Genomic DNA, 19,155 nt, shown 5'->3' with positions numbered 1-19,155 from the left:
GACATTCATCTCCCACTTACTCATTGGGCTCCGCCCTTTATATTCCTTGAAGTGAGAGTCTTCTGTCAGGAAATGATAAAAATAAAGACAAACTCGTAAAAATGAGTTAACGAGAGTCGCTTCATTTATTTCTTAACTAGGTTCAGTACAATTCTGCACTTTGATTGGCTGTATAGATCATTGCTGAGCCAATCTACTATTCGATAGCCCCCCTTCATTCCAATACCTACCACCTGCTTCATTTCTAAAGCGTCAAAAACCATACTGTCTCTGCAAAAAGTCAAATCACTTCCAAACGTTTACGGATAATGAAAGAAGTATCATTTTTCATCGGCTCGCTCTCTGGAAAAAGATAGTGGTGTATTCATATGGAGGATGCATGTTGATGATACGATAAGACCCTCTCCCGGCAGCTTAGGGCCTCACACAATTCACGGTATTCAGCAAAACAGACCATCATGCCAGGTCTCCATAAATAACATTTTTATACTTTATGTTTCTTTGAACTTGGATTCAATAATCCTTCCTGATGATATAAGTCCAATCGCCGATTTGACACGTAATCAAGCAAGCCTTTCGCATTGTTCGTTTGGAGCAAATCTATTTCAACTGTAGTAATATCTTCGTTATTAAATGAGCGGTAAATCACTTTTCCTGTAGGATGAATAACCTCACTCTCACCAAAAAAAATATGATCTCCCTCTAGTCCTACCTTATTAGATAAAGCTATAAACATATGATTCTCCATTGCACGAGCCCGTAGAAAAACATTTTGGTATGTCTGGTAAGGTACCATATTGGCGGCTAGTACTAAAATTAGTTGTGCCCCTTTTTGAGCATAAATGCGGGAGGTTTCAGGAAATTCCATGTCATATGTGACCATGAGTGCTATTTTTCCAAAAGGTGTATTGAACACGGGACAAGAATTCCCAGCAGAGAACCATTGCTTTTCATAATCATAAAGATGAGTTTTTCTATACGTCCCAATAATTTCACCATTTTTATCAATAAAAATAGCAGTATTATATACCTTATGACCATCTTTTTCAGGAAAACCAACTATAATTCCTGTTGAATGTTGATGAGCAATCTCCTGAATTCTTTGTATGCTTTTTCCATTTATAGGCTCTGCCAAGCTAGCTACCTTATCATTAAGTGTATAGCCAGTTAAATAAAGTTCCGGAAAAAGAACATAGTCAGCATCCTGCTCTACTTTTGCTATTTCAACAGTTTGGGCTATCCTATATAAATTATTGTCTTTATCATATAAATTGCTTCTTAACTGTGCGAGAGCCAAACGCATTACCTCCATCACACATGTTCTCCCTTCTACTTTTGAATATTGTATTGCTTGATTTTTTTAGCAACTGTAGACTGGTCGACTCCCAACACTTCCGCTGCCTTGTACGTAGTTCTATACTTCTTATAAGCTCGCGATATTAGATCTTTTTCTACTAGTTGTTTCGCCTCTTTAAGTGGAATAATCCCCTTTGTCTCTATAACAGAATTCGATGGGTGCCCTCCACTTTTTCCCGGAATATAGTCGTAAGAATTTGTTACAACGATTCTTTCAACAACATTCTCTAGTTCTCTAATATTGCCAGGCCAATGATATTTCATCAATTTCTCTTCGACCTCTTTATCTAACCTCATGTTAAGACCATACTTTTGGTTGGATTTAGCCACAAAATGATCCACTAAATATGGGACTTCTTCCATACGTTCTCTCAAAGGTGGAATTGTAAGAGGGACCACATTTAATCGGTAATATAAGTCTTCTCTAAACAGTTTCTGATCGACCATTGCCTTTATGTCCTTATTGGTTGCTGCAATAACTCGAATATCCACCTGTTTGCTTTTGGTACTGCCCACTTTTCTAATTTTGTTTTCCTGTAAAACATCCAACAACTTAACCTGCACATGCAAAGGAAGTTCAGCAATTTCGTCAAGAAAAATTGTCCCCGTATCAGCTTCTTCAAATAACCCCTTTCGTCCTCCCCGCCTGCTTCCTGTAAAAGCACCTTCTTCATATCCGAACAACTCAGATTCAATAAGAGTTTCCGGTATTGTACCGCAATTAATTGATATAAAGGGTTTCTCCGCGCGATTACTTGCATGATGAATCATGTGAGCTAGTCTTGTTTTACCAACACCAGACTCACCTAATAAAAGAATAGTAGAGTTTACACCAGCTACTTGATAAATAATATCGATGATACGCTTCATCTTTGTGGATTCATATAAGAAATCTCCGTCTTCTATTTTACTTCTTTGGAATGGCTCAAATTTCAACATATTCACTTGATCCATATCTATTATTAACATAATCCAAAGATCGAGCCTTTTAAGGTAGTCTAAAAAAACTAGAAAATGATGACCATCGATTGTTTGCAGAAGTTCAACTTTGTCACCTCCAAAGGAAGGAGGTTTCACAAATACCCTCTCCCAATCTATCTCTTTCAGGTGAGCATCTATCTTAAACAGCTCAGGGAAATATGTTCTTATAAGATTCCCCTGCCCTTTTGCCTCTTTTATTTGGGTATATTGGTCAAAAATTACTATTGCAGCTTTTCCTTCTATATCACTAGAAATATTCATTTGATCCTATCCCCCTTTTTGATGAAAGAAATCATTTTAATGATTTTTTTCATCAAATTCTTTAAAATAAGTAACTCCACTATTATTAAAGCGCATTCAATATAATTTAATGAAATAAATCATCATTTTAATTATTATTATATTGACCCAAAGCCCAAAATACAAGCTTTTTTAATTTGGCACGATACTTGCAATAATATGTAGACAGGAGGGATGAATTTGAAAGACATACAGGTAACATTAGCTCAATTAACACCAAAACTGAGCGAAAAGCAACACAACCTTCTGCTTATAAGAGAAGCGATTGCAAAAGCAAGTAAAGAAAAATCAGATATTATTATCTTCCCCGAACTATTTCTAACGGGATATTCTGTTGGTGAGAATATCTCAGACCTAGCTGAAGTAACAAATGGCCCAAGTTTAACAGAAATTAAAAAACTTTGCAGAAAGCATTCAATATTTGCGGTTGTTGGTTTTCCGGAAAAGGGGGACGACGGAAATTATTATATTTCCTCAGCCTTTATTAATGAAAAAGGAGGATTGCAGGGTGTTTATAGGAAGGTTCATTTATTCGACAGTGAAAAAAAATACTTTTCCCAAGGAACTGAAATCCCAGTGTTTGATACTCCGCTTGGGAAAATAGGACTTATGATTTGTTTTGATGTAGAATTCCCTGAGGTTGCACGCGCTTTAAAATTAAAAGGAGCAGATCTGATCATCATTAGTAATGCAAACATGGTTCCTTATGAGGTACATCATCATATCTACGCAAAAAGCCGCGCAATGGAAAATGAAATCCCAGTTATCATTTGTAACAGACTCGGTTCAGAGGGAGAGTTGAACTTTTGCGGAGATAGCATGGTCATTAATTCAGATGGAAAAGTACTGTTAAGTATGGGTAATAAAGAAGGGGTAAAAACAATAGGGTTACCTCTTCATTCTTCAACAGATCCAAAGTTAGGATACATTGCAAAAAGAAGAAGGGAACTTTATTCGGTCTAATGCTAATAAGTGGGAGGTAAAAAATGGACAATGAAACTAAAAAAGCCTTAGATGAAATATTAGCTGAGGGTATAGAAATGGATGATGTTACTCAAAAAGATCATTTATGGGTAGTGGCAATAGGGTTCATTCCTTTTGTTATATCACTAATTTGGTATTCAAATTATATTTCATGAAATACTACCCTTATCGAACTACCCCCATCCAAAACGGAGCGTTTGTATAATTAGATCATCATCTTTTTCAACATTACACATTCAATAGGATTTAAAATACGAAATATTACAAAATCCAAAAGGAGGTCACGAGATGAAAAAAACCGGAATGAGCATTCTTCCCATTCCCGTAAAAGATAGAACCGCCGGAGGTTTGTCGCTATTTTGGCTTTGGTGCGGAGGAAATGTTTTATTAGTCACATTCATGGTTGGTAGTGATTATGCTCCGTCAATTGGTTTGATACCTACAATCGTTCTTACTATTTTTGCTAATTTGGCGGCATACACCTGTATCGCATGGTCTTCTCAAAGATCGGCTAAATACGGCATTGATGAAATCATAGCATTAAGGCCAACATACGGAATTAGGGGATCGATTTTCGGTGTCATTATCCTCGTAGGAATTAACTTTGGATGGGTCGGAATCTTAACCGCATTGGCTGGAAAATCTGCCAAACACGTAATGATCACTTATGGCGGTGGGTTTACGTTCACTGGAGACTATATTATTTACTCGCTAATCGGTATATCTATTCCTATTGTATTTTTATTAATTAACCCTAAATATGGTTTTACTTTAGCTAAGGTTACATTTCCTTTTTTTATCGCCTTAACAATTTATATTCTGTACAAATTAATCCAGCCAGAAAATTGGAATGCTATGGCAAGTGTTAAACCTACATTTGAAGTAGGAGGGGCTTATGTTTTTGAACTATGTGTTGCTTTTGCTGTTGCATGGCTTCCATATTTAGGCGCATGGAATAAGTTTGCAAAATCCCAACGACACGCTTACTGGACAGCTTATTTAGGTTTAACTGCCATGGGTATACTTTTCGGACTGGTTGGGGGTATGGCTACATTATTAACAGGAGAACATGAGCCTCCAGCTTGGGCAGGTCAAATTGATGTCGGTTTACCAGCTTATTTAATTATTGTATTCGGAAACATTACAACAATTGCTTTACTCACATACGGTGGCGTCATGGCCATCTTATCTATATTCCCAAAAATGAAATACCAGATTGTCACATTAGCCCTTGCGTTGCCGTCAACTATTTTTATATTCTCAGCCAGCCTTCAAGATATGTTTAACTATATATTACTTTTTGTTGGTTTATTGGCTGGACCTTACTGGGCTGTTTCTATTGCTGACTTCTACTTCCTTAGAAAAGAAAAATTCGATGTTAGAGAATGCTATAACCCAAATGGAATTTACAAATATTTTCACGGCTTTAATCCCGTGGCCATTTTTTCGCAACTTGTCGGTATGATTGTATGGGTCTATCTTGGTGGATGGATGAGTGGAATGAGCGCTTTTTCCTATATAAACGGGGAAAGTTTATTCCACTTATTATCTGCAACATTCCCCGCTATGGTTGTATCCGGCTTAGTATATGTCATTGCTGGTAAAATTATCTTCTCAAAATATCAGTTTGGCGGCTATTCCTTTTCAAAAAAAAACAGCTGCACTAAGGGTGTAGACAAGGCAAGTTAATACTACTTTGTTGTTTAAGTAAAAGCGTGACAAACTTTTAATCTGTTGCAATTTTACTTTCTCAAATATATTTCTATCATTATCTAGGAGGAATTTTAATGGCAAATGATACTTGGAGTACAGTTTTAAATTCGGGCATAGCGACGTTTATGAAGCGACCTTATATGCAGCCAAAACGGGAACTAGTTGAACAATCAGGAGTAAAAGCGGGAATTCTTGGTGTCCCATTTGATGGCACGACCATCGTACGTACTGGTTCCATGATGGGGCCTCGGCGTTTCCGTGATGCCTCTTCCCTTTATATTCCTTATCATCTTGATTATGATGTTGATGTTGTTGAAAAATACAATGTTCACGATTTCGGTGATATCAACGTGGTAATTGGAAACGCCTTCGAAACACTTGAAAGCGGTAAACGTGATGTACTCGAACTGTTACACGGCGGGGCCATGCCAGTGCTTATAGGTGGAGAACACCTTATAACCGTAGCTGCAACCCGGGCATTCGAAGAGTTTACCCCAGATGCTAATTACGGCTTTATCTTGTTTGATGCACATTTAGACACAGCTCCTGATGTAGGTGGGGATAAATGGAACCACTGCTGCCCAGTACCTAGATCAATGGAACTTAGTTGCTTTAATCCTAAGAACTCTGTTATTATTGGCCCTCACGGTTCAATGAATCCAAAAGAAGAGTTAAATTATGTGAAAGAAAATGATATTAGCCTATTTACCATGAGAGATATTTATAAAAACGGTATCCAAGATGTCGTTAAGAAAGCAATTGAAATTGCGTCTGATGGAACGGACGGAGTATATATTACATTTGATATGGACTCCTTAGAAGCTTCCCAAACACCTGGTACATGCGCCCCTACTCCTGGCGGAATCACGGTTAGAGAAATGATCCAAGCAATCGACTTACTGGGAGAAGTGAATTTAATCGGATTTGATATTGTAGAAATCGCTCCAGCTTACGATCATAGCGATATTACTGCTATAACAGCTTCACGTATGGCTGTGGATATGTTGGCGTCACGTGCAAGATATCTATAATATAAAAAAACGACAGCTTTCACCCTGTGTTAGCTGTCGTTTTTTATATTCGACGTACGAAGATCATCTATCAAATGCGCCTTGGCGTATTTGCGCCCAGATTTTATCGAGCTTAAGCTCGATAAATTTCCTCTGAAAATCTGTGGCATCCGCCGGAGGCTTTAACTTTATTCAGCGGGGGTTTAAACCCCCGCTGAATGGAATATCAATAGGCATTCATCTCACCACTTACAGAAGTGGGAGACTTCTGCTGAATGAAGTTAAACGCCTGGAACCTTCTAATTACCTTCCTTCACAATCTCCCCGCACACAATCCGGTCGCCCGCATTCCCCGCTGGATCTGTGACATAATCATCCTCACCGGCATGAATGACAAGGGCACTTCCGTCCTTGTCCAACAGCGAGCTCGGCTTACCACGTTCCAGAGTGACGTCGGCTGTCTTTATTATCTCATCCACCCTTCCTTCAGCATTTACTTCCAGATTTGGCAGATCTCCTGAATGATAGCCTTTAGGATTATGGAATCCATGTTCCTTATGCCCGGGGTTAAAGTGCGCACCTGCAGACTTAAAATCGGGCGGTGTACATTTTCCAGTTTCATGAAAGTGGATTGCCCTTTTCCCCGGCTCCAGTCCTTCGGCTCTCACATGAATGACTACACCTTTTGAGTTTTCGGAGAGCTCCGCTTCTCCAACTTTTTCACCTTCAGCATTGATCAGAGGAACATTGATCGGTTTTTCTGCACTGACCGGCGCCGCCTCCTCCTGTTTCTCCGGTTCGACGATGTCTTTATTACCACTGCATGCACCTACAATTAGCAGCAAGAGAATGGTTGGACCGATTAATTTCTTCAATATAGCTACCTCCATTTAAAAAGTTATTACCTGTATTTACCACCCTCCTTTGATTTATACTTTTTTTCCGAATCCTTTCCATCCTTCAAGCCTGTCGGCTTTACTTATATTCCAGGGTTCGTTAAGATAAAATCAATATTTCATTGTATTCCTGTAGGAGTTGGTCAAATGATTGATACCTGGGGTTTATTACGCTCAGGCCACGATGATGCCGCAGTTAATATGGCTATGGACGAAGCATTACTGAACTGGCACAGTGAAGGGAAGATTCCTCCTGTTCTCCGTTTTTACGGATGGTCTACCCCGACACTTTCCATTGGACATTTTCAAAAAGTCGACCGCACGATCGGCTTTGAAGGAATAAAGAAGCATGGATGCCAATTTGTCCGACGCCAGACAGGCGGAAGCGCTGTCTTGCATGACGATGAACTGACTTACAGTGTGATTGTTTCAGAATCCAAGCCTTATATTTCTCAGTCAATACGGGAAGCGTACTTTGAATTGTCAAAAGGGATTATGGAAGGATTCAAACAGTTGGAAATCGAAGCAGACTACTCCATCCCGAAAGAACGCTTCAGGGACCGGACGGCAGTCTGCTTTGAAAGGCCATCAGACTATGAGATGTTGGTGGATGGTAAGAAAATTTCGGGACATGCCCAGACAAGGAAAAAGGGGGTCCTTTTACAGCACGGCTCCATTCCTTTCACCATGAATAAGCAGATGCTGTTTGACCTTTTCTTTTTCTCAGATGAAGAGACAAGGGAAAAGAAGCGTTCTGCTTTTTCAAAAAAAGCGATAACCATCAACGAGGCATCCGATCAGCCTGTCACTTATGAAATGGCTGAAATAGCTTTCCAAAAAGGATTTGAAAAGGGTTTAAATCTTGAGTTGGTTCCATTTAAGCTGTCAGAGGAACAATGGAACGAGGTACATGAACTAGCCGAAACGAAATATCGTTCAGATGATTGGAATTTATATTATCGAAAGAGAGTGTTGGCTGATGGCAAAAAATGAAGAATACATAAGAAAACCCGATTGGCTGAAGATCAAGATTAACACGAATGAATCATACACTGGCTTGAAAAAATTAATGCGTAACAAAAGTCTAAATACGGTTTGTGAAGAAGCACGCTGTCCGAATATCCACGAATGCTGGAGCGAGCGAAAAACAGCAACCTTTATGATCCTGGGAGATACATGCACAAGAGGCTGCCGTTTTTGCGCCGTCAAAACTGGACTTCCGACGGAGCTGGATTGGGGAGAGCCTGCTCGGGTAGCAGAATCAGTACAAATCATGGGATTGCAGCATGTTGTTGTCACTGCTGTAGCTCGGGATGATTTAAAAGACGGGGGAGCTGCCGTTTTTGCCGAAACAGTAAGACGAATCCGCGAAGCGAATCCGGGTTGTACAATCGAAATTCTTCCATCCGATATGAAAGGTGATTACGAGAGCCTCTCTACACTAATGTCAAGCGCTCCTGATATTTTCAACCACAACATCGAAACAGTCAGGCGCCTGACCCGTCGTGTTCGCGCACGCGCCATGTACGACCGTTCCTTGACACTGCTGAAGAGAGTAAAAGAAATTTCACCAAAGACACCAACAAAATCAAGTATCATGGTTGGACTCGGAGAAACGAAAGAAGAAATCATTGAAACAATGGATGATTTGCTTGCACATGACGTAGACATCATGACAATTGGCCAGTATCTGCAGCCTACGAAAAAACATCTGAAGGTTGAACGCTATTATCACCCAGACGAGTTTGAAGAACTGAAACAAATCGCTTTGTCCAAAGGCTTCAGCCATTGTGAGGCCGGACCGCTTGTCCGCTCATCTTATCACGCAGACGAACAGGTCAACGCCACCTCCGCCCAAAGAAGAATCAACTATATGAAGGGCTACGAAGATCAGGAGAAAAAAGAAGTCGACTTCACCTTTTAAATCAAAACCGCATTCCTTTCCACGGGAATGCGGTTGTTTTGTTAAAAGGTAATTGGAAGTTCCTTTAGCGATCTGAAGCCCACAAGTTTTCGCCACTGTAAATCATCTACTGCAATTTTAAAATCCGGTATACGTTGTAATAGTCCAGAAATGGCTATTTGAGCTTCTATTCTTGCCAGCAAGGCCCCCAGACAAAAGTGGACGCCATGGCCAAAGGCAAGATGCGGATTCGGATTCCGCGTAATATCCAGTACATGGGGACGATCAAACTTGTTCGAATCCCGATTGGCAGCCCCCAGAAAGATATATACATGTTCACCTTTTTTGATCGTCGCTCCATTTATTTGTAAATCTTCTGATGCTATCCGCGCTGTCATCTGGGTCGGGCTTTCATAGCGGAGGAATTCCTCGACCGCTGTTTCAATCAGCTCCGGCTTTTCTTTCAGCATGATGAATTGTCCGGGGTGGTTCGACAAAGCCAGTATCGAATTGCTAATCAGATTTACAGTGGTTTCATGTCCCGCAATGACTAATAAAATGCAGGTGGCCAATAGTTCCTCCTCCGTGAGTTTACTTTCCTGCTGTTCTTCCTTAACTAACAGGCTGATGAAATCATTTTGAGGACGGCTTTGCCGTTCTTTGATCAATCTCTTAAAAAAAGCAAGCAACTTTGCAGTCCATTCATTACCACTTTCCAAAACCCGTCTTGTTCGGGTGAAGTCAATGGTTTGCACCAAGCGGGCAGACCATTCTCTGAACTGATACCGCTCCGTAGCCGGAACACCCAATATTTTGGCAATGATCAGACTGGCCAAAGGAAAGGCAAAACCTGAAATAATGTCCATTTTTCTCTCTGTCTCTGCCTGATGAATCAAATCATTGACCGTTTCGATCATGAATGGCCTATATTCTTCTATTTTTTTCGGAGTAAAGGCCTTGCCAACTATCCCCCGGATTCGCCGATGATCCAATTGATTTTTAAAAAGCAGCATATTGTTTTGAATGTCTTTCAGGTGCCCATATTTCTTTGTAGCAGAAGGCAGAGGGATTCTGCTTTGAAATCTAGTGTCCAGAAGGATCTTTTTAGCTTCTTCGTATCCGGTGACATGCCATCCGGGATACTTGAAGGATTTAACCTGATAGACTGGATGAATGGAACGCATTCTGTCATAAAAAGGGTAAGGATTTTCCACGAACTCGTCGGAAGTGAGTGAGATTGACATAGACTGATTTGATTGTATTACCATGTTTTCCTTCCTTTTCTTCATCTATTTGATCAAATGCGCCTTGGCGTATTTGCGACCAGATTTTATCGAGCTCCGCTCGATAAATTTCCTCTGAAAATCTGTGGCATCCGCCGGAGGCTTTAACTTTATTCAGTCGGGGTTTGAACGAAATACCAACATGCATTCATCTCCACCACTTACAGAATTGGGAGACTTCTGCTGAATGAAGTTAAAGCGAAGAGCCTACTAGACTCTTAATCTGTCTAGTAGAAATGTGATGTCAACGTAATCCTCTACCGCTTTTTGTATACTTTCTTTCGCCACATCCTTCAGCTTGGGAACAATGCCTAAAACTGGAACACCACAATATTCCTCGATTAACCCCGGATTGGATTTTTCAGCCGTATCCGGATGATCGCTGATTCCGTTGATGATGATCCCTGCAATATCGATTCCCTGGCTCTTCGCATATTGAACAGTTAAAAAAGTATGGTTGAAAGTACCCAGATTAGGCCGTGCAACAATGATGGCAGGAAGGTGTAAGGCTTTCATTAAGTCACTAACCAAAAAGCCTTCTCCGAGCGGGACAGAGATTCCGCCGGCCCCCTCAACAATGAAATATTCATGCCTGCTTTTCACTTTGTCCCAATGGTCCAATACTTCTTCCACTTTGACATTCCTGGATTCAAGCTTTCCGGCGACATAAGGGGCGAGCGGCTCTTTAAATTCAAAAGGGGTAATGTCTTCATGTGATAGAGAAGTTTGGGACATTTGCTTCAACAGGCTCGTATCACTGCTTGGTTCATTGCGTGAAATGCCGCTTAACAGCGGTTTAAACACCCCAATATCCTTCCCTTTTTCTTTCAATGCTGCTACAAGACCACAGGATATGATCGTTTTTCCGACATCAGTATCTGTTCCTGTTACAAAAAAACCTTTCAAATCATGTTCAACTCTTTTCCGATTAAATTAAATGATTCTAGCAAGTAATCTATCTCTTCCGATGAATGGCCGGCTGTAACGGTTAAGCGGATGCGGCTTTCCCCCACCGGTACAGTCGGAGGCCGGATGGCGGGGGCGTAAATCCTCTTTTCCTGAAGTTTTTGTGAAAACAGTACCGATTTTGCCGCCTCCCCAATAAGGACAGGGATGATCGATGTTGCGCCCCCCTTTACTTGATAGCCCATATCGCTCAAGGCGGACTTGACCTTCTTTGCCTTGGAAAAAAGCCCTCTGCGCTTTTCTTTGTCAGCTTCAACTATTTCCAGGGCAGCGTAAGAAGCCGCACAACTGGACGGAGGAATGGCCGTTTGAAAAATGAATGTCCTAGCATGATTCAGAAGAAAATCGATCAATTGATGGGATCCTGCAACAAACCCGCCTTCCGTACCAACAGCCTTACTTAATGTGCCGATCACCACGTCAGGAGAGACATTAAAATACTCGCTTGTCCCCCTGCCATTTTCTCCCAAAACACCTGTCGCATGTGCGTCATCAACAATCACATAAGCTTGATAATGTCTTGCAAGTCCCACGATTCGGTCAAGGGGAGCAATCGTTCCGTCCATACTGAATACCCCATCCGTCACAATAAAGCGGCGATGATATGATTGAGTTTGTTTTAACTTTTCCTCCAGATCATCCATATCCACATGTTTATACACAACTGTCCCGGCCCTTGAGAGCCTGCATCCATCGATAATGCTCGCATGGTTCAATTCATCACTTAAAATAACATCCCCTTGTTCAGGTAATGATGACAGCACGCCGATATTGGCTAAATAACCGCTTGAAAATAAAAGGGCGGCTTCCGTCTGTTTAAAAGCTGCAATTCTTTTTTCAAGTTTTTCATGCCACCTGGTATTGCCGGTAGTCAACCGTGAACCGCTGCTTCCCACCCCAAAATCATGCAGGACGGATTTCGCCTGGCGAATCAGCTGGATGTCATTTGCCAGGCCAAGGTAATCATTGGATGAAAAGACGGTCTCCCTTTTCCCGTCCATAGCGGTATCCATCGCTTTCAACTTCCTGTACAAACCAGCAGCTTTTCTCTTGTTCAAGCGCTGATTTAAATCTCTATCAAGCGAGGGCATGTGTTACCTCATGAATCGCTTCTTTTATAATCGCAGCCATTGCTTCAAGATCTTCTACTGTGCTAACAAGCGGAGGCATGAATACGATTGTATCGCCCAACGGCCTTGTCAGCATTCCCAACTCCCTCATTTTAAGAGAAACCTCGTATCCCACTCGCTTTTCAGCCGGAAACGGCTTTTTTGTTTCCTTTGACTCGACAAGCTCGATTCCGCACATGAAACCCAGTTGCCTAATTTCCCCAACATGACGGAGCTTTTGCAGCTCTTCGAGGATCAACTTCAGTTCAACCGCTTTTTGGGCCACCCTGTCAACGATTTTTTCGGACTCAAACAGACGAAGGTTTTCCAAAGCAACTGCACAGCCAAGCTGGTTTCCCGTATAGGAATGTCCATGGAAGAAGGTCTTCATATTTTGATAATCATCGTAAAATTCTCTATAGACCGCCTCTGTCGTTAGAGTGGCGGCAATCGGCAAATAACCTCCGGTGATACCCTTTCCGACTGCCATGATATCCGGCTGCACCCCTTCATGTTCACAGGCAAACATTTTTCCTGTCCGGCCAAATCCTGTCGCCACTTCATCGACAATCATCAGTACGTCATATTTTGTACAGAGCTTGCGTACACCGGACAAAAATCCTTCTGGCATTACAATCATGCCTGCTGCTCCCTGTACCATGGACTCTATAGACAAGGCAGCAATTTCCCTATGCTTTTTGGCAAGCAATTGCTCCAGTTCATTCAGGCACTCTTCACGACATACATCCGGATCACCGCTCTTGGACCGATACACATATGGAACTGGTGCTTTGAACCCTTTAAACATTAATGGTCCGTAAACACGGTGGAAAAGTTCAATCGCTCCGACACTGACTGCCCCAATCGTGTCACCATGATAACCATTTAACATGGAAACAAACTTTTGCTTTTCCGGTTTTCCTTTGTTCGCCCAATATTGAAAAGCCATTTTCAGAGCAATTTCCATCGCCGTTGCTCCGCTGTCTGAGTAAAAGACCCGCTTTAAGCCTTCAGGACTTATATCAATGAGTTTTTCAGCAAGTTCCGTTGCCGGAACATTTGTCATGCCAAGCAATGTTGAATGTGCAATTTTTTCAAGTTGCTTTTTGATGGCTTCATCCAATTCCTTTTTGCGGTGCCCATGCACATTGAGCCAAACGGAAGAAAATCCGTCGTAATATTCCTTGCCGTCAATATCCCTGACCTTGATTCCATCTCCACTTTCAAGGATTAAAGGGTCCTTCTCATAGTCTTTCATTTGTGTAAAAGGCAGCCAAAGACAGGCTTTGCTTTTTTCAATCAAGTTTTGAGTCATTTTACTTCCTCCCATCGGACAAAAATAGGCTGTTTTTTCAAATAATGTATGTAAGATTCTATATCTTCCCTGCCATTCACAAAGAAAATGCGACAGCCCCGTTCATCTCCGTATTTTTTTAGTTTGGTAATACGCCGATATCCAAGCCGTTTGCTCGCCACATACCCCGTTATATAATCCGGATCGTCCGACCAGCATAACTCAGCTACTGCAGCGGGATGACCGGTCACTTTTGTAGCAAGGACCAGCGCCTCTTTCATTCTAGAATTCCGGGGCATCCCATAATATGCGGCCCACTTTTCATAGTTATCCGCCTGCCAATCCATCCTAGACACCCGAATGCCTCTTTCATCTATTGGACGGCCTGAATGAATATCAAATAATACTGCACCCCCTAATCCCGAATATCCGGGTAAATGATGATATAGGGCCTCAATGCATTCTTCCGGAACCCCAGCCTGCTTCAATAATTGCCTAGCCAGCGCTTGCCCTTTCTCTACAGACTCCACTTGATGAGATTGAACGCCTAAAGGGTTCAGCAATTGAACGGGATCGTGAATGCAATCAAATTGAATTTGCATAAAATCCGGACTTCCTTTGGAATGGGTTAGCCCCTTTTCCAATAAAAAGTTCACCGCGTGCGTAATCCCATCAAAAGTGGAGATCTGTTCTCCGCCGGAAATATGCTTTCCGCCTTGTTCATGGGCCCCGCCCTTGGCAGCTCTCATTCTGACACTGTAGTATGTTTGCGATTTTATCTCTATCCTCCTCACCCTCCTATTGTTAACTATATTTTTAAAATGGTTGACAATAAAATTGTAGGTCTCCCTTTTCTATCTGTCAAATGGTTGAAGTGAATATGAGACAAAAGAACGATCTTCTTTCATCATGGAAAAGAGATCGTTCATACCAGAAGGAATGTAGTTTACCCTTTATTGCTTAAATTACTGGGGGTATCCCGCTTCCTCTATAGACATGCTTTAGAAAGCCAGAGACATGCTTTAGAAAGCCAGCTGCAATTGTATCAGCAATGCCTGCCTATCAAATCAAATGCGCCTTGGGTTATTTGTGCCCAGATTTTAACGAGCTCCGCCCGATAAATTTCCTCTGAAAATCTGTGGCATCGGCCGGAGGCTTTAACTTTATTCAGTCGGGGTTTGAACCCCCGCTGAGTGGAATACCAACATGCAGTCATCTCACCACTTACAGAAGTGGGAGACTTCTGCTGAATAAAGTTAAAGTTACGTTACTGCTCCCGCCCGAAATCCATGGTCACTCATACTTTTCTCCCTTTTGTTTACGGCATTTATTTAGCAGTTTCAGAGGAAGAATTGAAGCCCTCCCATTCCCTGGCAAGCATCCCGTAAACCGCATGGTCAACAAAGTGGTCGTATAGCCATTCCCCGTCCCTTATGAAGCCTTCCAACTGAAACCCGAGCCGCTCCGCAACCGCCCTGCTTTTTATATTTTCCTTAGCTGCTCTAATTTCCACACGATTCATTTTCAACTCTGTAAAAGCAAAATTAGTCAGCGCTCCTACGGAACGAACGATAATCCCCCTGCCTGTATAATGGTTATCCAGCCAATACCCGATAGATCCAGATCGATTATTCCAGTCAAATTCATTGAATCCTGCCACCCCGACGATCTCATCTTTGTAGACAATGGCCGTATTCATGCTCTTATGTCTAGCAAAGCTGTCCCGACTTTCTTTAATATACTGCCTTGTGTTGTTCACATTGTTCGTATCATCAAGCCACGGCAGCCATTGTCTCAAATGACATCTCGAACGGTCTGTCAGCTCAAAAAGTCTCACCGCGTCATTTTGATCAACTAGTTTCAGATAAATCTCGTCATCTACTACATGGACGAACATCATACTCACCCCCCTTGACTTTGAAAAAATCTATGCATAGAGATGAAAAATATCCACAAAATTGCAATAAATAATATGTTATCATCCTTAGATTCAACAAGACAACCTGTTTCAATCTTATTTGCCCAGACAAAATAATAGACAGGAATTCAAAATAATTCCTGTCTATCCATATAATCATTAAGCCTCTAATTCATCAAAGGCAATCTGCGGTGGTTCTTTTTTGAAGAAATCAGTCGAAAACGCAAGGTACACTGTTCCCAACAGTGCCCAGACAAGTCCCGCAACAATTGCAAAAATGTCGAGACTGGCCCATAAATATACAACGAATGCCAATCCGATGGCTGGAAAAATAAAGCTTCCAACGATGAAACGAAACGAACGCGGGCCCTTTTGTTTGAAAAAGTTAAAGAGCACACAAAGGTTCACGAATGAAAACGCGGTAAACGCTCCCACATTTATAAGCGAAGTAGCTTCCTCAAGGCTTAGAAAAATAGCTGAAAGCGACAAGGCGCCAATTAACAAGATGTTAGCTACCGGGGAGTTATATTTCGGATGTAAGTATCCAAAGAAACGTTTCGGCAGCACTCCGTCTCTTCCCATCGCGTACAGAAGCCTTGAAGCACTGACCTGTGCAGCCAAACCTGATGCAAAAACAGAGAATAACGCACCAGCAAGGAAAAAGGAAAGAAATAGATTCCCGCCGATAATCACAGCAATTTCCGGGGAGGCTCCTTCAATATCATTAAAGATGGACACGTCCGGAAAAAGAGATTGCATAAAATAGGTAACCCCGAAAAAGAAAACACCGCCAATTCCTGCTACAAGCAGAATAGCTCTCGGTATGGTTTTCTTTGGATTAATCGTATCCTCTGAAAGTGTTGTAATTGCATCAAATCCAATAAACGACAGGGCCAATAATGCAGCAGCCCCAAACAGACCGGACACTTCATCACCTGAAGGGAAAATCTCACCAATGGTAATAAAGCTTTCAGGGCCTTTGACAATTGAACGGATGGTAAGGTAGGTAAAAATAATCCCGACCAATGCCTGGAATACAACAAGCAGCAAGTTAAGAGAAGCCGCCAATTTCACACCAAAAATGTTTAAAAAGCTGATAATCACAAGCAAGCCCGCAATCCAAACCCATCCTGGAACCTCAGGAAACCCTGCCGAAAGATAAATATCTGCTAATAAGGCATTTATCATTGGAAGCGCTATATAAGCAATGAAGGTTACCCAGCCGACGATGACACCCAAATAAGGATTGATAATATTTCTTGTATACGTATAAACAGATCCTGCCGTCGGAAATTGTCGGACAAGCTTTCCATAACTCAATGCCGTGAACAGGATAGCTACAAAAACAACTATATATGCAGCTGGCACATGGCCGGACGAAACATCTGAGGCGATACCAAAAGTATCAAACACCGCCATTGGTGACATGTATGCCAATCCAACGGCAACAACGTGGATCAACTTTAGTTTTCTTTCAATATGATTGCTTTGTTCCATCAAATCAGACCTCTCAGGTTAAATCTTGAATACGTTTTCAGCATGCAGTCAACTTCCTACTTTTAACAGGGAGGTATGCCCGGCTTTTTGCCGGGCTTGTCCCTTATTAATCCAAGTTAACCCATACACTTTTAACTTCTGTGTAATTTTCCAAAGCATAGGAGCCCATTTCACGTCCGATTCCGGATTGTTTATATCCGCCAAATGGAACTGCTGCGTTTGTTAGGTTGTAACAGTTAACCCACACGGAGCCTGCTTTTAATTTACTAGCCACAACGTGGGCATTCTTTAGGTTATCAGTCCAAAGTCCCGCTCCAAGCCCAAAAGGACTGTTATTTGCACGTTCAATCACTTCGTCGATTGTTTTATAAGACATCGCAGCGACAACTGGGCCAAAAATTTCTTCCCTTGCAATCGTCATGTGATCTTCTGCGGAAAAGACAGTAGGCTGAACAAAATACCCTTTATCAAGGCTCTCTCCGCCAGCTAAAAGTTTTGCTCCTTCATCAATCCCTTTTTGAATATAGGAAGTGACGATGTCTTGCTGCCTCTTGGAAACAAGTGGCCCCATTTGTGTATCTTCCGCCAGACCGTTGCCAAGTTTTACTTTTTTCGCATGATCCGCAAGCCTTTCCATGACCTCATCATATATCTGCTCAGGAATATAAGCTCTGGAGCCTGCACAGCATACCTCTCCCTGATTGGCCATGATGCCGTTAAATACGCCAGGAATCGCTTTATCCAGATCTGCATCAGGCAAAATGATGTTTGGAGATTTTCCGCCAAGCTCGAGCGTTACACGTTTCATCGTGTCTGCCGCTGTTTTCATGATGGACTTTCCGACAGGTGTAGAACCGGTAAATGCGATTTTGTTCACCTTTGGATGTTCAACAAGTGCGTTGCCTGCTGACTTTCCAAAGCCAGGGACAATATTGACAACTCCATTCGGGAAGCCTGCTTCCTCAATCAACTTACCGAGGTAAAGCGCTGAGAGAGGTGTCTGCTCTGCCGGCTTCAAAATGATAGTACAGCCTGTGGCAAGTGCCGGAGCAATTTTCCACAACGCCATCATGATAGGGAAATTCCAAGGAATAATTTGCCCAACTACACCTACAGCTTCATGACGAGTATAGTTAAGAAATGAATTGGACACCGGAATGGTTTGTCCAGTCATTTTTGTGGTCCAGCCTGCAAAATACCTGAGCTGTTCAATCGCACCAGGCAAATCGGCCTTTCTCATTTCCTGGATCGGCTTACCATTGTCCAATGTATCCAACTGGGCCAGGACTTCAAAATCCCTTTCCATTAAATCAGCCAACTTGTGCATCAACTTGGAGCGGTCAGATGCGCTAATCCTCGACCAAAGTCCTTCTTCAAAAGCTTTTGCTGCAGCTTCAACCGCTTTATCAATATCATTTTCGCGAGCTTCATAAACATGAGCCAATACTTCACCCGTAGCAGGGTTGGTCGTTTCAAATGTTTGACCACCTACCGATTCATGCCACCCGCCATCTATGAATAATTTTTTTGGACCGTTTAAAAACTCGATTACTTTTGGATGAAGCGTCAAAGTTTCACTAGTAGTCATCATTCCATCCCCTTTTTTAAAAAGTGGACTGGCTGACTCGATCAGCCAATCATTTATGCAGACTTCGACAGATTGGATTCTTGTGCAGTGATGCGTTTGTACTTGGGATTCGCTACTACAACTAGAATTTTTGTGTCCGCAATCGATAATTGTGCGATATTCTGGATAATCGTGCGATATTTAAAATTATCGTGCGAAATCTCCATTTATTGTGCGAAAAACAGATTTATCGCGCGAAATCGGCAATTATCGTGCGGACGCCCCTGTAAAAGCGAATTCCCCACACCCACTTCGTCTGCACACCGCTAAACATCGCCATACGTCCTTTATATCGGCAGGAATCGTACAGTTTGTACG

At 42.0% G+C, this 19,155-nt stretch carries 19 protein-coding genes; 6 read left to right on the top strand and 13 right to left on the bottom strand.

Translation table 11 applies throughout. The annotated features are described in order from the left end of the window. Nucleotides 1-484 precede the first annotated feature (484 nt). Nucleotides 485-1,312 (bottom strand): carbon-nitrogen hydrolase family protein, encoded by an 828-nt coding sequence (locus D5F11_RS14590; RefSeq protein WP_126646603.1) that lies wholly within the window; start codon nucleotides 1,310-1,312, stop codon nucleotides 485-487. 17 nt (nucleotides 1,313-1,329) lie between these two features. Continuing rightward, on the bottom strand, nucleotides 1,330-2,598 hold the full coding sequence (locus D5F11_RS14585; RefSeq protein ID WP_120117871.1) for a sigma-54 interaction domain-containing protein: 1,269 nt from the start codon (nucleotides 2,596-2,598) through the stop codon (nucleotides 1,330-1,332). A gap of 213 nt (nucleotides 2,599-2,811) precedes the next feature. Between D5F11_RS14585 and D5F11_RS14580 the strand changes: the two genes are divergently transcribed. The 4 genes from D5F11_RS14580 (at nucleotide 2,812) to speB (ending at nucleotide 6,365) form a co-directional block, all read left to right on the top strand. Further along, complete coding sequence (locus tag D5F11_RS14580) at nucleotides 2,812-3,600, top strand: carbon-nitrogen hydrolase family protein (RefSeq protein ID WP_185830709.1); 789 nt, start codon at nucleotides 2,812-2,814, stop codon at nucleotides 3,598-3,600. A gap of 23 nt (nucleotides 3,601-3,623) precedes the next feature. Continuing rightward, nucleotides 3,624-3,776 (top strand): hypothetical protein, encoded by a 153-nt coding sequence (locus tag D5F11_RS26545; protein ID WP_185830708.1) that lies wholly within the window; start codon nucleotides 3,624-3,626, stop codon nucleotides 3,774-3,776. A gap of 133 nt (nucleotides 3,777-3,909) precedes the next feature. Further along, a complete protein-coding gene (locus D5F11_RS14575; RefSeq protein ID WP_120117872.1) occupies nucleotides 3,910-5,310 on the top strand; it encodes a purine-cytosine permease family protein in 1,401 nt (466 codons plus the stop codon). A 98-nt stretch (nucleotides 5,311-5,408) separates the two neighbouring features. Next, the gene (gene speB / locus D5F11_RS14570; protein WP_120117873.1) at nucleotides 5,409-6,365 is read left to right on the top strand and encodes an agmatinase; all 957 of its coding nucleotides are present in this window, start codon (nucleotides 5,409-5,411) and stop codon (nucleotides 6,363-6,365) included. A gap of 278 nt (nucleotides 6,366-6,643) precedes the next feature. On the opposite strand, the gene D5F11_RS14565 is transcribed toward speB, so the two are convergent. Beyond that, nucleotides 6,644-7,219: a superoxide dismutase family protein gene (locus D5F11_RS14565; protein ID WP_120117938.1), complete on the bottom strand. Its 576-nt coding sequence runs from the start codon at nucleotides 7,217-7,219 to the stop codon at nucleotides 6,644-6,646. 168 nt (nucleotides 7,220-7,387) lie between these two features. Between D5F11_RS14565 and D5F11_RS14560 the strand changes: the two genes are divergently transcribed. Beyond that, complete coding sequence (locus D5F11_RS14560; RefSeq protein WP_120117874.1) at nucleotides 7,388-8,233, top strand: lipoate--protein ligase family protein; 846 nt, start codon at nucleotides 7,388-7,390, stop codon at nucleotides 8,231-8,233. Further along, a complete protein-coding gene (lipA, locus tag D5F11_RS14555; RefSeq protein ID WP_120117875.1) occupies nucleotides 8,220-9,164 on the top strand; it encodes a lipoyl synthase in 945 nt (314 codons plus the stop codon). Before D5F11_RS14560 ends, lipA begins: the two co-directional genes overlap by 14 nt. Nucleotides 9,165-9,205: 41 nt before the next feature. Here lipA and D5F11_RS14550 read toward each other — a convergent pair whose 3' ends face one another. The 10 genes from D5F11_RS14550 to D5F11_RS14510 form a co-directional block, all read right to left on the bottom strand. After that, a complete protein-coding gene (locus tag D5F11_RS14550; protein ID WP_120117876.1) occupies nucleotides 9,206-10,411 on the bottom strand; it encodes a cytochrome P450 in 1,206 nt (401 codons plus the stop codon). Continuing rightward, a complete protein-coding gene (locus D5F11_RS14545) occupies nucleotides 10,332-10,574 on the bottom strand; it encodes a hypothetical protein (RefSeq protein WP_126646602.1) in 243 nt (80 codons plus the stop codon). The genes D5F11_RS14550 and D5F11_RS14545 overlap by 80 nt, the downstream gene beginning before the upstream one ends. Before the next feature lie 62 nt (nucleotides 10,575-10,636). Then, nucleotides 10,637-11,332 (bottom strand): dethiobiotin synthase, encoded by a 696-nt coding sequence (bioD, locus tag D5F11_RS14540; RefSeq protein WP_120117877.1) that lies wholly within the window; start codon nucleotides 11,330-11,332, stop codon nucleotides 10,637-10,639. Next, a complete protein-coding gene (gene bioF, locus D5F11_RS14535) occupies nucleotides 11,329-12,483 on the bottom strand; it encodes an 8-amino-7-oxononanoate synthase (protein ID WP_120117878.1) in 1,155 nt (384 codons plus the stop codon). The genes bioD and bioF overlap by 4 nt, the downstream gene beginning before the upstream one ends. Beyond that, nucleotides 12,470-13,816, bottom strand: a complete 1,347-nt coding sequence (bioA, locus tag D5F11_RS14530) for an adenosylmethionine--8-amino-7-oxononanoate transaminase (RefSeq protein ID WP_120117879.1) — start codon at nucleotides 13,814-13,816, stop codon at nucleotides 12,470-12,472. Before bioA ends, bioF begins: the two co-directional genes overlap by 14 nt. Next, nucleotides 13,813-14,574, bottom strand: a complete 762-nt coding sequence (gene bioW / locus D5F11_RS14525) for a 6-carboxyhexanoate--CoA ligase (RefSeq protein ID WP_120117939.1) — start codon at nucleotides 14,572-14,574, stop codon at nucleotides 13,813-13,815. The genes bioA and bioW overlap by 4 nt, the downstream gene beginning before the upstream one ends. Nucleotides 14,575-14,840: 266 nt before the next feature. Beyond that, nucleotides 14,841-15,011: a hypothetical protein gene (locus D5F11_RS26540; protein WP_185830706.1), complete on the bottom strand. Its 171-nt coding sequence runs from the start codon at nucleotides 15,009-15,011 to the stop codon at nucleotides 14,841-14,843. Between the two features lie 111 nt (nucleotides 15,012-15,122). Further along, on the bottom strand, nucleotides 15,123-15,695 hold the full coding sequence (locus D5F11_RS14520; RefSeq protein WP_342776036.1) for a GNAT family N-acetyltransferase: 573 nt from the start codon (nucleotides 15,693-15,695) through the stop codon (nucleotides 15,123-15,125). 177 nt (nucleotides 15,696-15,872) lie between these two features. Beyond that, nucleotides 15,873-17,210 carry an APC family permease gene (locus D5F11_RS14515; protein ID WP_120117880.1) on the bottom strand — a complete coding sequence of 446 codons (1,338 nt, stop codon included), beginning with the start codon at nucleotides 17,208-17,210 and terminating at the stop codon, nucleotides 15,873-15,875. A gap of 106 nt (nucleotides 17,211-17,316) precedes the next feature. Next, complete coding sequence (locus D5F11_RS14510; protein ID WP_120117881.1) at nucleotides 17,317-18,798, bottom strand: aldehyde dehydrogenase family protein; 1,482 nt, start codon at nucleotides 18,796-18,798, stop codon at nucleotides 17,317-17,319. Nucleotides 18,799-19,155: the final 357 nt, after the last annotated feature.

Origin of the sequence: Siminovitchia terrae (assembly GCF_003605405.2) — a bacterium.
Classification (GTDB): domain Bacteria; phylum Bacillota; class Bacilli; order Bacillales; family Bacillaceae_C; genus Siminovitchia; species Siminovitchia terrae.
This window is presented reverse-complemented; position numbering and strand designations above follow the sequence as displayed.

Bases quoted from the DNA above. Each gene is read 5' to 3' on its own strand.
- D5F11_RS26540 (WP_185830706.1), bottom strand. From the start codon at position 15,011: ATGACTGCATGTTGGTATTCCACTCAGCGGGGGTTCAAACCCCGACTG.
- D5F11_RS14545 (WP_126646602.1), bottom strand. From the start codon at position 10,574: ATGCATGTTGGTATTTCGTTCAAACCCCGACTGAATAAAGTTAAAGCC.
- D5F11_RS14575 (WP_120117872.1), top strand. From the start codon at position 3,910: ATGAAAAAAACCGGAATGAGCATTCTTCCCATTCCCGTAAAAGATAGA.
- D5F11_RS14580 (WP_185830709.1), top strand. From the start codon at position 2,812: ATGAATTTGAAAGACATACAGGTAACATTAGCTCAATTAACACCAAAA.
- D5F11_RS14585 (WP_120117871.1), bottom strand. From the start codon at position 2,598: ATGAATATTTCTAGTGATATAGAAGGAAAAGCTGCAATAGTAATTTTT.
- D5F11_RS14515 (WP_120117880.1), bottom strand. From the start codon at position 17,210: ATGGAACAAAGCAATCATATTGAAAGAAAACTAAAGTTGATCCACGTT.
- D5F11_RS14510 (WP_120117881.1), bottom strand. From the start codon at position 18,798: ATGACTACTAGTGAAACTTTGACGCTTCATCCAAAAGTAATCGAGTTT.
- D5F11_RS26545 (WP_185830708.1), top strand. From the start codon at position 3,624: ATGGACAATGAAACTAAAAAAGCCTTAGATGAAATATTAGCTGAGGGT.
- D5F11_RS14590 (WP_126646603.1), bottom strand. From the start codon at position 1,312: ATGGAGGTAATGCGTTTGGCTCTCGCACAGTTAAGAAGCAATTTATAT.
- D5F11_RS14520 (WP_342776036.1), bottom strand. From the start codon at position 15,695: ATGATGTTCGTCCATGTAGTAGATGACGAGATTTATCTGAAACTAGTT.
- speB (WP_120117873.1), top strand. From the start codon at position 5,409: ATGGCAAATGATACTTGGAGTACAGTTTTAAATTCGGGCATAGCGACG.
- D5F11_RS14560 (WP_120117874.1), top strand. From the start codon at position 7,388: ATGATTGATACCTGGGGTTTATTACGCTCAGGCCACGATGATGCCGCA.
- bioA (WP_120117879.1), bottom strand. From the start codon at position 13,816: ATGACTCAAAACTTGATTGAAAAAAGCAAAGCCTGTCTTTGGCTGCCT.
- lipA (WP_120117875.1), top strand. From the start codon at position 8,220: ATGGCAAAAAATGAAGAATACATAAGAAAACCCGATTGGCTGAAGATC.
- D5F11_RS14550 (WP_120117876.1), bottom strand. From the start codon at position 10,411: ATGGTAATACAATCAAATCAGTCTATGTCAATCTCACTCACTTCCGAC.
- bioF (WP_120117878.1), bottom strand. From the start codon at position 12,483: ATGCCCTCGCTTGATAGAGATTTAAATCAGCGCTTGAACAAGAGAAAA.